The 12648-nt window shown below is 54.4% G+C and carries 12 protein-coding genes; 7 read left to right on the forward strand and 5 right to left on the reverse strand.

Annotated elements, in window-relative coordinates:
- Nucleotides 1–179: 179 nt before the first annotated feature.
- From rho to trxA, 3 genes are all read right to left on the reverse strand, one after another.
- Complete coding sequence (gene rho, locus KGA69_RS05935; RefSeq protein WP_002883293.1) at nucleotides 180–1439, reverse strand: transcription termination factor Rho; 1260 nt, start codon at nucleotides 1437–1439, stop codon at nucleotides 180–182.
- An 86-nt stretch (nucleotides 1440–1525) separates the two neighbouring features.
- Complete coding sequence (locus KGA69_RS24305) at nucleotides 1526–1627, reverse strand: rho operon leader peptide (RefSeq protein ID WP_131631697.1); 102 nt, start codon at nucleotides 1625–1627, stop codon at nucleotides 1526–1528.
- Between the two features lie 143 nt (nucleotides 1628–1770).
- On the reverse strand, nucleotides 1771–2100 hold the full coding sequence (gene trxA, locus KGA69_RS05940) for a thioredoxin TrxA (RefSeq protein WP_002883224.1): 330 nt from the start codon (nucleotides 2098–2100) through the stop codon (nucleotides 1771–1773).
- A gap of 343 nt (nucleotides 2101–2443) precedes the next feature.
- Between trxA and rhlB the strand changes: the two genes are divergently transcribed.
- The 5 genes from rhlB to KGA69_RS05965 all read left to right on the forward strand — a co-directional run bounded on the left by rhlB (nucleotide 2444) and on the right by KGA69_RS05965 (nucleotide 8181).
- Nucleotides 2444–3709 carry an ATP-dependent RNA helicase RhlB gene (gene rhlB, locus KGA69_RS05945; RefSeq protein WP_015368886.1) on the forward strand — a complete coding sequence of 422 codons (1266 nt, stop codon included), beginning with the start codon at nucleotides 2444–2446 and terminating at the stop codon, nucleotides 3707–3709.
- Nucleotides 3710–3824: 115 nt separating this feature from the next.
- Nucleotides 3825–5330: a guanosine-5'-triphosphate,3'-diphosphate diphosphatase gene (gene gppA / locus KGA69_RS05950; protein ID WP_213292903.1), complete on the forward strand. Its 1506-nt coding sequence runs from the start codon at nucleotides 3825–3827 to the stop codon at nucleotides 5328–5330.
- 19 nt (nucleotides 5331–5349) lie between these two features.
- Nucleotides 5350–6267, forward strand: coding sequence for a LysR family transcriptional regulator (locus KGA69_RS05955; protein WP_213292904.1), 918 nt, complete (start codon nucleotides 5350–5352; stop codon nucleotides 6265–6267).
- Between the two features lie 131 nt (nucleotides 6268–6398).
- The gene (locus KGA69_RS05960) at nucleotides 6399–7397 is read left to right on the forward strand and encodes an amidohydrolase family protein (RefSeq protein ID WP_047045675.1); all 999 of its coding nucleotides are present in this window, start codon (nucleotides 6399–6401) and stop codon (nucleotides 7395–7397) included.
- 61 nt (nucleotides 7398–7458) lie between these two features.
- Nucleotides 7459–8181: a DUF554 domain-containing protein gene (locus KGA69_RS05965; RefSeq protein ID WP_213292905.1), complete on the forward strand. Its 723-nt coding sequence runs from the start codon at nucleotides 7459–7461 to the stop codon at nucleotides 8179–8181.
- A 4-nt stretch (nucleotides 8182–8185) separates the two neighbouring features.
- Here the strand turns inward: KGA69_RS05965 and rep are convergent, their stop codons facing one another.
- Nucleotides 8186–10207 carry a DNA helicase Rep gene (gene rep, locus KGA69_RS05970; RefSeq protein ID WP_015368891.1) on the reverse strand — a complete coding sequence of 674 codons (2022 nt, stop codon included), beginning with the start codon at nucleotides 10205–10207 and terminating at the stop codon, nucleotides 8186–8188.
- 112 nt (nucleotides 10208–10319) lie between these two features.
- On the opposite strand from rep, the gene ppiC (KGA69_RS05975) reads away from it, so the two are divergent.
- Both ppiC (KGA69_RS05975) and ppiC (KGA69_RS05980) read left to right on the forward strand, forming a co-directional pair.
- Nucleotides 10320–10601, forward strand: coding sequence for a peptidylprolyl isomerase PpiC (gene ppiC, locus KGA69_RS05975; RefSeq protein WP_032709514.1), 282 nt, complete (start codon nucleotides 10320–10322; stop codon nucleotides 10599–10601).
- A gap of 51 nt (nucleotides 10602–10652) precedes the next feature.
- Nucleotides 10653–10934: a peptidylprolyl isomerase PpiC gene (ppiC, locus tag KGA69_RS05980; protein WP_002883180.1), complete on the forward strand. Its 282-nt coding sequence runs from the start codon at nucleotides 10653–10655 to the stop codon at nucleotides 10932–10934.
- A 202-nt stretch (nucleotides 10935–11136) separates the two neighbouring features.
- On the opposite strand, the gene ilvC is transcribed toward ppiC (KGA69_RS05980), so the two are convergent.
- On the reverse strand, nucleotides 11137–12612 hold the full coding sequence (gene ilvC / locus KGA69_RS05985) for a ketol-acid reductoisomerase (RefSeq protein WP_015703965.1): 1476 nt from the start codon (nucleotides 12610–12612) through the stop codon (nucleotides 11137–11139).
- Nucleotides 12613–12648: the final 36 nt, after the last annotated feature.

A 12648-nucleotide genomic window follows, 5' to 3' on the forward strand; every position in this document is an offset into this window, starting at 1 on the left:
GGGGAAAAGCAGAACATTACAAATTTATTGTATATATTTTAGACTGTTAAAGTCCTTTCTGCCTTACCCGCCGCGCATATCATACGGCAACGCTAGCGGCGCTTTTCCCGCCTGGATCATACAAAGCTACAAAACAAAACGCCACGCAATCGCGTGGCGTTTTTTCGGCGTATTCCGTCTTACGAACGCTTCATCATATCGAAGAAGTCGTCGTTAGTTTTGGTCATCGCCAGCTTATTAATGAGGAACTCCATTGCGTCGATTTCACCCATTGGATGGATGATTTTGCGCAGGATCCACATTTTCTGCAGCTCTTCCTGGGTGGTCAGCAGCTCTTCTTTACGGGTACCGGAACGGTTGTAGTCGATAGCCGGGAAGACGCGTTTTTCCGCAATCTTACGGGAGAGGTGCAGTTCCATGTTACCGGTGCCTTTGAACTCTTCGTAGATAACTTCATCCATTTTAGAGCCGGTATCGATAAGCGCGGTAGCGATGATGGTCAGGCTGCCGCCCTCTTCCACGTTACGCGCCGCACCGAAGAAGCGCTTCGGACGATGCAGGGCGTTGGCGTCCACACCACCGGTCAGTACTTTACCGGAAGCCGGAACCACGGTGTTGTAGGCACGGGCCAGACGGGTGATGGAGTCGAGCAGGATGATAACGTCTTTTTTGTGCTCAACCAGACGTTTCGCTTTCTCGATAACCATTTCGGCAACCTGCACGTGGCGAGATGCGGGTTCGTCAAAGGTAGAAGCAACAACTTCGCCTTTAACCAGACGCTGCATCTCGGTTACTTCTTCCGGACGTTCGTCGATAAGCAACACCATCAGCACGCAGTCAGGATGGTTGTACGCGATGCTCTGCGCGATGTTCTGCAGCAGCATGGTTTTACCGGCTTTCGGCGGCGCGACGATCAGGCCACGCTGGCCGCGACCAATCGGCGATGCCAGATCCAGTACGCGAGCGGTTAAGTCTTCGGTAGAACCATTACCACGCTCCATACGCAGGCGCGAATTCGCATGCAGCGGCGTTAAGTTCTCGAACAGAATCTTATTACGCGCGTTTTCCGGCTTGTCGTAGTTAACTTCGTTAACTTTCAGCAACGCGAAGTAACGTTCACCCTCTTTAGGAGGACGAATCTTACCGGAAATGGTGTCACCAGTGCGGAGGTTGAAGCGGCGGATTTGGCTGGGGGATACGTAGATGTCGTCTGGACCGGCGAGGTAGGAGCTGTCTGCTGAGCGGAGGAATCCAAATCCATCCTGCAGTATCTCCAGTACGCCATCGCCAAAGATATCTTCGCCACTCTTTGAATGCTGCTTAAGGATGGCAAAAATAATATCCTGCTTACGCATACGAGCCAGGTTTTCCAGCCCCATATTTTCGCCGAGAGTAATCAGCTCAGAAACCGGCGTATTCTTTAATTCGGTAAGATTCATAGTGGTGTGGGTTCTTAAACTCGGGGTAAATCTCGAACTTAATGTTGTGAATGGTATGGCAGGAACATCCATGCCTGTTAGCGGCTTCATCTCGTGTCTGTACGTTGCCTGGTCACAGGAAAGAACGCAGAACTGAAACGACAAGACGGAATGAGTGATAAGCCCAGAATTATTAGCCTCACGCGCATAGTCTGCGGGACGCTTTGGGTAAAACAAGATTCAAACAATAGGTATGTTTAAAACGAAGTCTGGAATTAACTTAGCACGACTCAGGCCGGGCGTCCAGAGTTCCACAAAAAATAGGAATCCGGACGCCGGAATGGCAAACCGATTACGCCAGGTTGGCGTCGAGGAACTCTTTCAGTTGGCCTTTGGACAGCGCGCCGACTTTGGTCGCCGCGACTTCGCCGTTCTTGAACAGCAGCAGCGTCGGGATGCCGCGGATGCCGTACTTCGGCGCCGTGCCCGGGTTCTGATCGATGTTCAGTTTAGCCACGGTCAGTTTGCCTTGATACTCTTCAGCGATCTCATCCAGAATCGGGGCGATCATTTTGCACGGACCACACCACTCTGCCCAGAAATCGACGAGGGTCAGCCCGTCAGCCTTGAGTACGTCCGTGTCAAAACTGTCGTCAGTCAGGTGAATAATTTTATCGCTCATATATAACTCCACAGGAATAAGCCTGGTGTGTTGGTGTCGCAGTCATCAACGACGTGTTGATGCTACGTTATGCACGCTATTCTTCAGGATGCCTCTTTTATAAGCTACCTGCGGAAATGGATCCACCATGGACCACCACCGCCGATGCTTAAGCGCACTGTCTGCAAATCTACCTGCGGCAGATTTACCGCCCCCGTTGCGCTTAGTAGTCTAAGCTTTCCGGGATCCGTTCAGTAGCCGGAGACGCACCTTGAATAATTTCGTATATCGCCAACGAAAGGTTGACGTTATTTCACCGGATACGCTTTCTTAATGCAATAGTTAGCTGATATTCTACCACACTATGAGCAAAACACATTTGACAGAACAGAAGTTTTCCGACTTCGCCCTGCACCCGGCAGTTGTCGAAGCCCTTGAAAAAAAAGGGTTTCATAATTGCACACCCATTCAGGCTCTCGCCCTTCCGCTAACGCTGGAAGGTCGCGATGTCGCCGGGCAGGCGCAAACCGGTACCGGTAAAACGATGGCGTTTCTGACGTCAACGTTTCATTATCTTCTCTCTCACCCGGCCATCGCAGACCGCCAGGTTAACCAACCGCGCGCGCTGATCATGGCGCCGACGCGCGAGCTGGCGGTGCAGATTCACGCAGACGCCGAACCGCTGGCGCAGGCAACGGGCCTGAAACTGGGCCTGGCTTATGGCGGCGACGGCTACGATAAACAGCTGAAAGTGCTGGAAAGCGGCGTCGATATTCTGATCGGCACCACCGGTCGCCTGATCGATTACGCCAAACAAAACCATATTAACCTCGGCGCCATTCAGGTTGTCGTGCTGGACGAAGCCGATCGCATGTACGATCTCGGCTTTATTAAAGATATCCGCTGGCTATTCCGCCGCATGCCGCCAGCCACTCAGCGCCTGAACATGCTGTTCTCCGCTACGCTGTCTTATCGCGTACGCGAACTGGCGTTCGAACAGATGAACAACGCCGAGTACGTTGAAGTCGAACCGGAACAGAAAACCGGCCACCGTATTAAAGAAGAGCTGTTCTACCCTTCCAACGACGAAAAAATGCGCCTGCTGCAGACGCTGCTGGAAGAAGAGTGGCCCGACCGCGCTATCGTTTTCGCCAACACCAAGCATCGCTGCGAAGATATCTGGGGCCATCTGGCCGCAGACGGACATCGCGTCGGCCTGCTGACCGGCGACGTAGCGCAGAAAAAACGCCTGCGTATTCTCGAAGAGTTCACCCGCGGCGATCTCGATATTCTGGTTGCAACCGACGTAGCCGCTCGCGGCCTGCATATCCCAGCCGTCACCCATGTCTTTAACTATGACCTGCCGGATGACTGCGAAGACTATGTCCACCGTATCGGCCGTACCGGCCGCGCGGGCGCCAGCGGGCATTCTATTAGCCTGGCCTGCGAAGAGTACGCGCTGAACCTGCCGGCAATCGAAACCTATATCGGCCATTCGATCCCAGTCAGCAAGTACAATCCGGACGCGCTCATGACCGACTTACCTAAGCCGTTGCGTTTGACGCGCACCCGCCCAGGTAATGGCCCGCGCCGTAACGGCCCGCCACGTAATCGTCGTCGTTCAGGTTAACATCTATGCCATACGCGAAATCTTTCAGGATGCGCCATGGAGATAATCCCAGGCAATGCGTTCAGGTAAGTGGAATGGGCAACGACGCCCAGTCGACACAGGAGCGGCCTGAAAGATGAAGAGTATGAGTTCCACCTCGCTGTATGCCGCCATCGACCTTGGCTCCAATAGTTTTCATATGTTGGTGGTGCGCGAGGTGGCCGGCAGTATTCAAACGCTGAGCCGCATTAAGCGCAAGGTGCGTCTGGCCGCTGGCCTGAATAGCGATAATGCGCTCTCCGCGGAAGCGATGGAGCGCGGCTGGCAGTGCTTACGCCTGTTTGCCGAGCGTTTGCAGGATATTCCTTCAGCGCAAATTCGCGTCGTGGCTACCGCCACCCTGCGGCTGGCGGTCAACGCCGGCGAGTTTCTGGCGAAAGCGCAGGAAATCCTCGGTTGCCCCGTCCAGGTGATTAGCGGTGAAGAAGAAGCCCGCCTGATCTACCAGGGTGTAGCCCATACCACCGGCGGCGCCGATCAGCGCCTGGTGGTGGATATCGGCGGCGCCAGCACCGAACTGGTGACCGGCACCGGCGCGCAAACCACTTCTCTGTTCAGCCTGTCGATGGGCTGCGTCACCTGGCTTGAACGCTACTTCGCCGACCGTAGCCTGACTAAAGAAAACTTCGATCTCGCTGAAGCGGCGGCGCGCGATGTGCTGCGTCCGATCGCTGATGTCCTGCGCTACCACGGCTGGAAAGTGTGCGTTGGCGCCTCAGGCACCGTGCAGGCGTTGCAGGAAATCATGATGGCGCAGGGAATGGATGAACGCATCACCCTCAGCAAACTGCAGCAGCTTAGGCAGCGCGCTATCCAGTGCGGTCGGCTTGAAGAGCTGGAAATCGAAGGGCTGACGCTCGAACGCGCACTGGTTTTTCCGAGCGGCCTGGCCATTCTGATTGCTATCTTTAGCGAACTGAATATTCAGTGCATGACGCTGGCAGGCGGCGCATTACGCGAAGGGCTGGTCTACGGCATGCTGCACCTTTCCGTCGATCAGGATATTCGTAGCCGCACGCTGCGTAATATTCAGCGACGTTTTATGATCGATACCGAGCAGGCGCAACGGGTAGCGAATCTGGCCACCCATCTGGTGGATCAACTGGACAGCGGCTGGGAGCTGGATCCGCTAAGCCGCGATTTACTCGTCAGCGCCTGCGCGCTGCATGAAATTGGCCTGAGCGTCGATTTCAAACGCGCGCCGCAGCACGCCGCCTATCTGGTCAATAACCTCGACCTGCCCGGTTTTACCCCGGCGCAAAAGAAGCTCATCGCCACGCTGCTGCTCAACCAGACTAACGCCATCGATCTTTCTTCGCTCCATCAGCAAAACGCGGTACCGCCGCGCGTTGCCGAACATCTGTGTCGCCTGCTGCGACTGGCGATTCTGTTTGCCAGCCGCCGGCGCGACGATCTCCTGCCAACCATCCAGCTTACCGCCGACGACGAAAAACTGACGCTGACGCTGCCGGATGACTGGCTGGAAGAACACCCGCTGGGCCGGGAAATGGTCGAGCAAGAGTGCCAGTGGCAAAGTTATGTCCACTGGGGGCTGCTGCTCGACGACGACGCGGCGAGGTAATTTCCGGCCAGGAGGGCGCATGCGGGAAGAACTGGATTTCAAATCACTACGCTTTTTCTCCGCGCTCTACCGATTGGGGAATGTCTCTCCGGCGGCGGAAGCGCTCGATATCAGCCAGCCAACCGGTAGCCTGCTGCTAAAAAAGCTACGCGAGCACTTTGACGACCCGCTGTTTGTGCGCGTTGGTCAACGAATGGCGCCAACGCCGCGCGCGGACGCTATCGCCCCCACCATTTTTACTCTTTTGCAACTGGCCGATACCGATCTGGCGGCTAAGCCGGAATTTATCCCACAAGAGAGCAACCGTAACTTCACCATCGGCATGACCGATATCAGCCAGATGACGCTTCTTCCTTTGCTGCAAAGCCAGCTCCAGCGGCTGGACGCCAGCGGCATCACCTTTACGGTGCTGAATATTGACGATCAGACGCTTAGCGCGCTGGAATCCGGGAAATGTGATTTGGCGATCGGCTATCTTACCCAACTGCCGGATAGCGTCTATCAGCAGCATCTGTTCGATCAGTCGTATGTTTGTCTGGCAGCGGACAATCACCCGCGCATTCGTCATCGGTTCAGCGCCGAAGACTGGCGTCAGGAAAAGCACCTTGCGGTTCGCGTCAACGGCACCGCCCACGGCGACATTGATAAACTACTGGCGGAACACAGTATGCCGCGGCGCATCGCATTGACGCTGCCCAGCTTTTTAGGCGCGGGCGAGTTGGTTGCCGGCAGCGAGATGCTGGCGGTGGTGCCGGAACAGCTGGCGCGCCACATCACCAGGCGTTACCCCTGCCGCAGCTGGCCGCTACCTTTCTCACTGGCTAACATCGCGATTCGCCAGGTCTGGCACCAGCGTCTGCACCGCGATCCCGGGCATATCTGGCTGCGCACGCAGATTGTAGCCCTTGCCGCCTCAGGCGGTTCTATTAGCATTTAAATCATAAAATAATCGGCTGTATTAGGATTTCTGATACGCCATATTCTATTTGGTTTATTGCTGTCAATACGTCAAACATTTTAATCTCCTCGCATCAGTTCATATCGACAGAATAAATAGAGGAACCTATCATGCGCGGAAAAATCGCTTTAGAAGAACATGTATCCACTCCTGAAAATAATCGTTTGTGGGATTCGACCGGCGAAGCTAATCGTAACGGTAGCGAATATATGCAAGACGTTGAACGCCGTCTGCTTGACCGCAGCATTCAGCTCGAAGAGATGGCGCAACGTAATATTGACCACGTCATTCTTTCTCTGACTTCGCCCGGCGCGCAATCTATTTTAGATAAAGCTAAAGCGGTCTCTTTCGCTCGCGACACTAATGATTTTATTGTTGATAATTATGTAAAACCGAATCCAGATAAATTTAGCGCGTTCGCCACGCTGGCGTTACAAAACCCGGAAGCGGCGGCGGAAGAGCTGGAGCGCGCGGTGAAAAAACTGGGCATGAAAGGCGCGCTGATTAACGGCTATACCAACGTCAAAGACAGCGAACATGGCCTGTATCTTGATGATGAATCCATGTTGGTATTCTGGGATAAAGTCAACGAGCTAAACGTGCCGGTGTACCTGCATCCGCGTGAACCGCTGGAAGGCCCGGCGCGCGGGATTTATACCGGTTACGAAAGCCTGATCGGTTCCGCCTGGGGCTTTGCGCAGGAAACCGCCGTTCACGCTATTCGCCTGATGATGAGCGGCCTGTTCGACCGTTATCCGAATCTTAACCTGGTGCTGGGACACCTCGGTGAAGGGCTGGTACACATGCTGCCGCGCACTCAGCATCGCCTCTATCGTCAGCGTTTCGGCTGCGGTTTGGGTAAGGCGGAAAAACCGTTAATGCACTATCTGCAAAATAACTTTATTGTCACCACCAGCGGTCATTTTAATACTCACTCGCTAAATAATGCGATTGAAGTAATGGGTGCCGATCGCGTGATGTTCTCCGTAGATTACCCTTATGAAGATATTCATCAGGCCTGCGACTGGTTTGATCCGTTAGAAATGGATGCGGGGCTGAAAGATAAAATAGCCTGGGGCAATGCCAGCCGCGTATTTAATATCAAATAATAAAAAATAAATCGACAGGGCCTGTTCTCAGGCCCTGATTTTATTACAGGGAGAATATACTATGCCGGTAGGTATTTTTGTTTGCAGCGGTTCATTACTCGTCGGCGCGATTGCAGGCGCCTCGCTCAACCGATTTATCCCGGATCACTTTAAGAAAACGCTACCGCTTATTTCCGGTTTAATCTCTATCAGTATGGGCGTGTTCTTCCTTAACAAACTCATCAATCTGCCACCCATTGCGCTGGCGATGATTATCGGCACTATTATTGGCGGCCTGTTGAATATTGAGAAGTGGATTGAGCGGGCGGGCACCAAACTACGCACGCCCATCAAGCGTATTTTTCCAGCTCAAAACAACGCAGGCGTAGAAGCCGGGGATTTTATGAACCAGTTTATCGCGGTGCTGATCCTCTTCTGCGCCAGCGGTACCGGTATTTTTGGCGCCCTAACCGAAGGGATGACCGGCGACCCGACCATTCTGCTGACCAAGTCGATACTCGACTTTTTCACCGCCGCTATTTTCGCGTCCACGCTGGGCTACATTATCACCGCGATTTTTATTCCCCAGTTGATCATCTTCGTGATTCTGTTCTTCGCCGCCACGTTTATTATGACGTTGATAAGCCCATCGATGATCGCTGATTTTACTGCTTGCGGCGGAATTATTATGCTGGCGACCGGTTTTCGGCTTTGCGGTATGCGCCATTTCCCTACCGCCAACATGCTACCGTCACTGCTGCTGGTGATGCCATTTTCCACCGCCTGGCAGCAGTTTGTCGCCTGAAGCGTTAGCCCTTTTTCGCCTTCGCCAGCATCGCCTTGATATTCGCGACGTTGGCCTGGCCTTTATGCATACGTTCTTCCGCAGAGATGACTTTTCGCTCCTGCTCCCAAATCAGATCGTCTTGCGGGAGCTCGAGCAGGAAACGGCTCGGTTCCGGGCGCACCAGCTCGCCATACTGTCGGCGCTCTTTGCACAACGTGAAAGTCAGCTCTTTCTGGGCGCGAGTGATACCGACGTAGGCCAGCCGCCGTTCTTCATCGACGTTATCTTCATCAATACTGCTCTGATGCGGCAGCAATCCCTCTTCCATTCCCACCAGGTAAACATACGGGAACTCCAGCCCTTTTGAGGCATGCAGGGTCATCAACTGCACCTGATCCAGCTCTTCATCCGATTCGCCGCGTTCCATCATATCGCGCAGGGTAAAGCGGGTAACCACCTGCGTCAGCGTCATCGGCTCGTCTATCTCACTGCCTTCCAGCATCTCGGTCATCCAGGTGAACAGCTGGTTGACGTTTTTCATCCGCATTTCCGCGGCTTTCGGGCTCGGCGAGGTTTCATATAGCCAGGACTCATAATCAATCCCGCGAATTAAATCCCGCACGGCATTGACCGGTTCACGCTCGGCCAGTTGCTGAATTTCCCGCAGCCAATGGGTGAAACGAGTGAGAGATTCATACCCGCGCCCGGTCAGCGTCTGGCTTAACCCCATATCAAAGCTGGCGGTGAATAAGCCTTTGTTACGGCTCATCGCCCATTCGCCCAGCTTTTGCAAGGTCGCCGGGCCAATCTCGCGTTTCGGCGTATTGACGATGCGCAGGAAGGCGCTGTCGTCATCCGGGTTGGTAAGTACGCGCAGATAGGCCAGCAAATCTTTAATTTCCGGGCGCGAAAAGAACGATGTGCCGCCCGAGATTTTGTACGGGATGCGGTTTTGCATCAGCATCTTTTCAAAAACCCGCGACTGGTGATTACCGCGATAAAGGATGGCGTAATCTTTGTAGTTGGTTTTATTAATAAAGTGATGGGCTATCAGTTCGCCAGCGACGCGCTCCGCTTCATGATCTTCGTTATTGGCGGAGAGCACTTTCAGCTCCGTGCCGTAGCCAAGTTCAGAGAACAGCCGCTTTTCAAAGACGTGTGGGTTATTGGCGATCAAAATGTTGGCGGCCTTCAGAATACGCCCTGATGAACGGTAGTTCTGTTCAAGCTTGATCACCTGCAGCGCCGGAAAATCCTGGCTTAGCAGCACCAGGTTCTGCGGCCGCGCGCCGCGCCATGAGTAGATCGACTGGTCATCATCACCCACCACGGTAAAGCGCGCGCGCTGCCCCACCAGCAGCTTCACCAGCTCATACTGGCTGGTGTTGGTATCCTGATACTCATCCACCAGCAGGTAACGGATCTTATTCTGCCAGCGCTCGCGCACCTCTTCATTACGCTGCAGCAGCAGCGTCGGCAGCAGGATCAGGTCGTCAAAATCGAGGACGTTGCAGGCCTTCATATGCGCATCATAGAGCCCATAGCAGTGGGCGAAGATGCGGTCCCGTTCGCCTTTCGCGCCAGCCGCCGCCTGCGCCGGCGTTTTCAGATCGTTTTTCCAGTTGGAGATCGTCGAGATCAGCTGCTGCAACACCACTTTGTCATCTTCGATCAACCCTTCGGTGAGTTCTTTCAGCAGCGCGACCTGGTCGGTATCATCGAACAAAGAAAAGTTGGATTTCATACCCAGCGCGGCGTATTCGCGTTTGATGATATCCAGCCCCAGGGTGTGGAAGGTGGAAATCATCAGCCCGCGCGCCTCTTTGCGCCCCAGCGTTTGCCCGACGCGCTCTTTCATTTCGCGCGCGGCCTTGTTAGTAAAGGTGACGGCCGCGATATGGCGCGCCTGATAGCCGCAGCCGCGGATCAGGTGGGCGATTTTATTTGTAATAACGCGGGTCTTACCGGAACCGGCGCCCGCCAGCACCAGGCACGGTCCGGTAACGAATTCGACGGCTTGTTGTTGGCCAGGGTTTAAACGCATGGGAATATTGCTCAATCTTCGAACGGGGTGTGGATTGTAGCAGAAAGCGAGGCCGAGATTTACCGGCTGATGGTAAAGTGTCAGCCACGCAATTCATCCTGAGGCTCCGGTAATGGCAAAAAGCGCAGCGGCCCTGCATATTCTGGTCAAAGAAGAAAAACTGGCACACGAGATCCTCGCCAAGTTGGAACGGGGCGTCAGCTTCGATCATCTGGCGAAGCGCTACTCAAAATGTCCGTCCGGACGCCATGGCGGCGATTTGGGGGAGTTCCAGCAAGGCGCGATGGTCGCTCCGTTTGATAAAGCCGTGTTCAGCTGTCCGCTGCTCAAACCCTATGGCCCGGTACAAACCAAATTTGGCTACCATATCATCAAGGTGCTGTATCGCCGCTAGCGCGTGTTACTATGGCGCCCTGATTTATCCCAACTCAATCAAGGCGCAATCATGGCTAAAACAGCGGCAGCACTGCATATCCTGGTAAAAGAAGAGAAACTGGCTCTCGATCTGCTTGAGCAGCTCAAAAACGGCGCCGACTTCGGCAAGCTGGCGAAAAAACACTCTATCTGCCCGTCAGGAAAACGCGGCGGCGATCTGGGCGAATTCCGCCAGGGCCAGATGGTTCCGGCATTCGATAAAGTGGTTTTCTCCTGCCCTGAACTGGAGCCAACCGGCCCGTTGCATACCCAGTTCGGTTACCACATCATCAAAGTGCTGTACCGGAAATAATAAAAAACCCGGGGATCTTAATCTCCGGGTTTTTGCCTGATGGCGCTTCGCTTATCAGGCCTACTAAACAAATCCATTCCTCTATGGATTTCGGCTTGCCGGAAGGCGGCAAGGAAGTACATCCCCAGGAACATAGATTCCTATGTGACTGGGGTGTACGTACCGTAGCCAACGCATCGGCAAGTCGAAAGACGACGAGGAATCAGCCGGCAACCGCGATACGCTTCATATCGGTCATATACCCGCGCAGTTTTTTACCCACCGCTTCGATAGCGTGGCTGCGAATCGCTTCATTCACGTCGCGCAGCTGAGCGTTATCTACCGCGCCTTCGGCAATCGCTTTGCCCAGGTCGCCGGTCTGCAGAGTGGTCATGAACTCTTTCAGCAGCGGTACGCATGCATAAGAGAACAGATAGTTACCGTATTCTGCGGTATCGGAGATAACCACGTTCATTTCATACAGACGCTTACGGGCGATTGTGTTGGCGATAAGCGGCAGCTCGTGCAGCGATTCGTAATAAGCGGACTCTTCGATGATGCCGGAATCAACCATGGTTTCGAAGGCCAGTTCAACGCCCGCTTTCACCATTGCAATCATCAGTACGCCTTTATCGAAGTACTCCTGCTCGCCGATTTTACCTTCATACTGCGGCGCGGTTTCGAACGCGGTTTTACCGGTCTCTTCACGCCAGGTCAGCAGTTTTTTGTCGTCGTTCGCCCAGTCAGCCATCATGCCGGAAGAGAATTCGCCGGAGATGATGTCATCCATATGTTTCTGGAACAGCGGCGCCATGATCTCTTTCAGCTGTTCGGACAGTGCGTAAGCGCGCAGTTTCGCCGGATTAGACAGGCGATCCATCATCAGGGTGATACCGCCTTGCTTCAGCGCTTCGGTGATGGTTTCCCAACCGAACTGAATCAGTTTTTCCGCGTAGGCCGGATCGGTACCTTCAGCCACCAGCTTATCGAAGCACAGCAAAGAACCCGCCTGCAGCATGCCGCAGAGGATGGTCTGCTCGCCCATCAGGTCAGATTTCACTTCCGCCACGAAGGAGGATTCCAGAACGCCCGCACGATGGCCGCCGGTCGCCGCTGCCCAGGCTTTGGCAATCGCCATGCCTTCGCCTTTCGGATCGTTTTCCGGGTGGACGGCGATAAGCGTCGGTACGCCGAAACCGCGTTTGTACTCTTCACGAACTTCGGTACCCGGGCACTTAGGCGCCACCATCACCACGGTGATGTCTTTGCGGATCTGCTCGCCCACTTCAACGATGTTGAAGCCGTGGGAGTAACCCAGCGCCGCGCCGTCTTTCATCAGCGGCTGTACGGAACGCACAACGTCAGAGTGCTGTTTGTCCGGAGTCAGGTTGACGACCAGGTCAGCCTGCGGGATCAGCTCTTCATAGGTACCCACTTTGAAGCCGTTTTCCGTCGCTTTACGCCAGGATGCGCGCTTCTCGGCGATCGCTTCTTTACGCAGCGCATAGGAGATATCCAGGCCGGAGTCACGCATGTTCAGACCCTGGTTCAAGCCCTGCGCGCCACAGCCGACGATGACTACTTTTTTACCCTGAAGATAGCTTGCGCCATCGGCAAATTCATCGCGCCCCATAAAGCGGCATTTGCCCAGCTGAGCCAGCTGCTGGCGCAGATTCAGTGTGTTGAAGTAGTTAGCCATGGTGATACCTCGTGATGTTGTGTTGTCGTGCTTATT

The sequence above is a fragment of the Klebsiella sp. A52 genome, assembly GCF_018388785.1.
In the GTDB taxonomy this organism is placed as follows: domain Bacteria; phylum Pseudomonadota; class Gammaproteobacteria; order Enterobacterales; family Enterobacteriaceae; genus Klebsiella; species Klebsiella aerogenes.

What these genes read in the sequence shown, in the direction of transcription:
- ilvC (WP_015703965.1), bottom strand. Translation starts at nt 12,612, where the DNA reads ATGGCTAACTACTTCAACACACTGAATCTGCGCCAGCAGCTGGCTCAG.
- gppA (WP_213292903.1), top strand. Translation starts at nt 3,825, where the DNA reads ATGAAGAGTATGAGTTCCACCTCGCTGTATGCCGCCATCGACCTTGGC.
- trxA (WP_002883224.1), bottom strand. Translation starts at nt 2,100, where the DNA reads ATGAGCGATAAAATTATTCACCTGACTGACGACAGTTTTGACACGGAC.
- rep (WP_015368891.1), bottom strand. Translation starts at nt 10,207, where the DNA reads ATGCGTTTAAACCCTGGCCAACAACAAGCCGTCGAATTCGTTACCGGA.
- KGA69_RS05955 (WP_213292904.1), top strand. Translation starts at nt 5,350, where the DNA reads ATGCGGGAAGAACTGGATTTCAAATCACTACGCTTTTTCTCCGCGCTC.
- ppiC (WP_032709514.1), top strand. Translation starts at nt 10,320, where the DNA reads ATGGCAAAAAGCGCAGCGGCCCTGCATATTCTGGTCAAAGAAGAAAAA.
- KGA69_RS05960 (WP_047045675.1), top strand. Translation starts at nt 6,399, where the DNA reads ATGCGCGGAAAAATCGCTTTAGAAGAACATGTATCCACTCCTGAAAAT.
- ppiC (WP_002883180.1), top strand. Translation starts at nt 10,653, where the DNA reads ATGGCTAAAACAGCGGCAGCACTGCATATCCTGGTAAAAGAAGAGAAA.
- rho (WP_002883293.1), bottom strand. Translation starts at nt 1,439, where the DNA reads ATGAATCTTACCGAATTAAAGAATACGCCGGTTTCTGAGCTGATTACT.
- KGA69_RS24305 (WP_131631697.1), bottom strand. Translation starts at nt 1,627, where the DNA reads ATGCGCGTGAGGCTAATAATTCTGGGCTTATCACTCATTCCGTCTTGT.
- rhlB (WP_015368886.1), top strand. Translation starts at nt 2,444, where the DNA reads ATGAGCAAAACACATTTGACAGAACAGAAGTTTTCCGACTTCGCCCTG.
- KGA69_RS05965 (WP_213292905.1), top strand. Translation starts at nt 7,459, where the DNA reads ATGCCGGTAGGTATTTTTGTTTGCAGCGGTTCATTACTCGTCGGCGCG.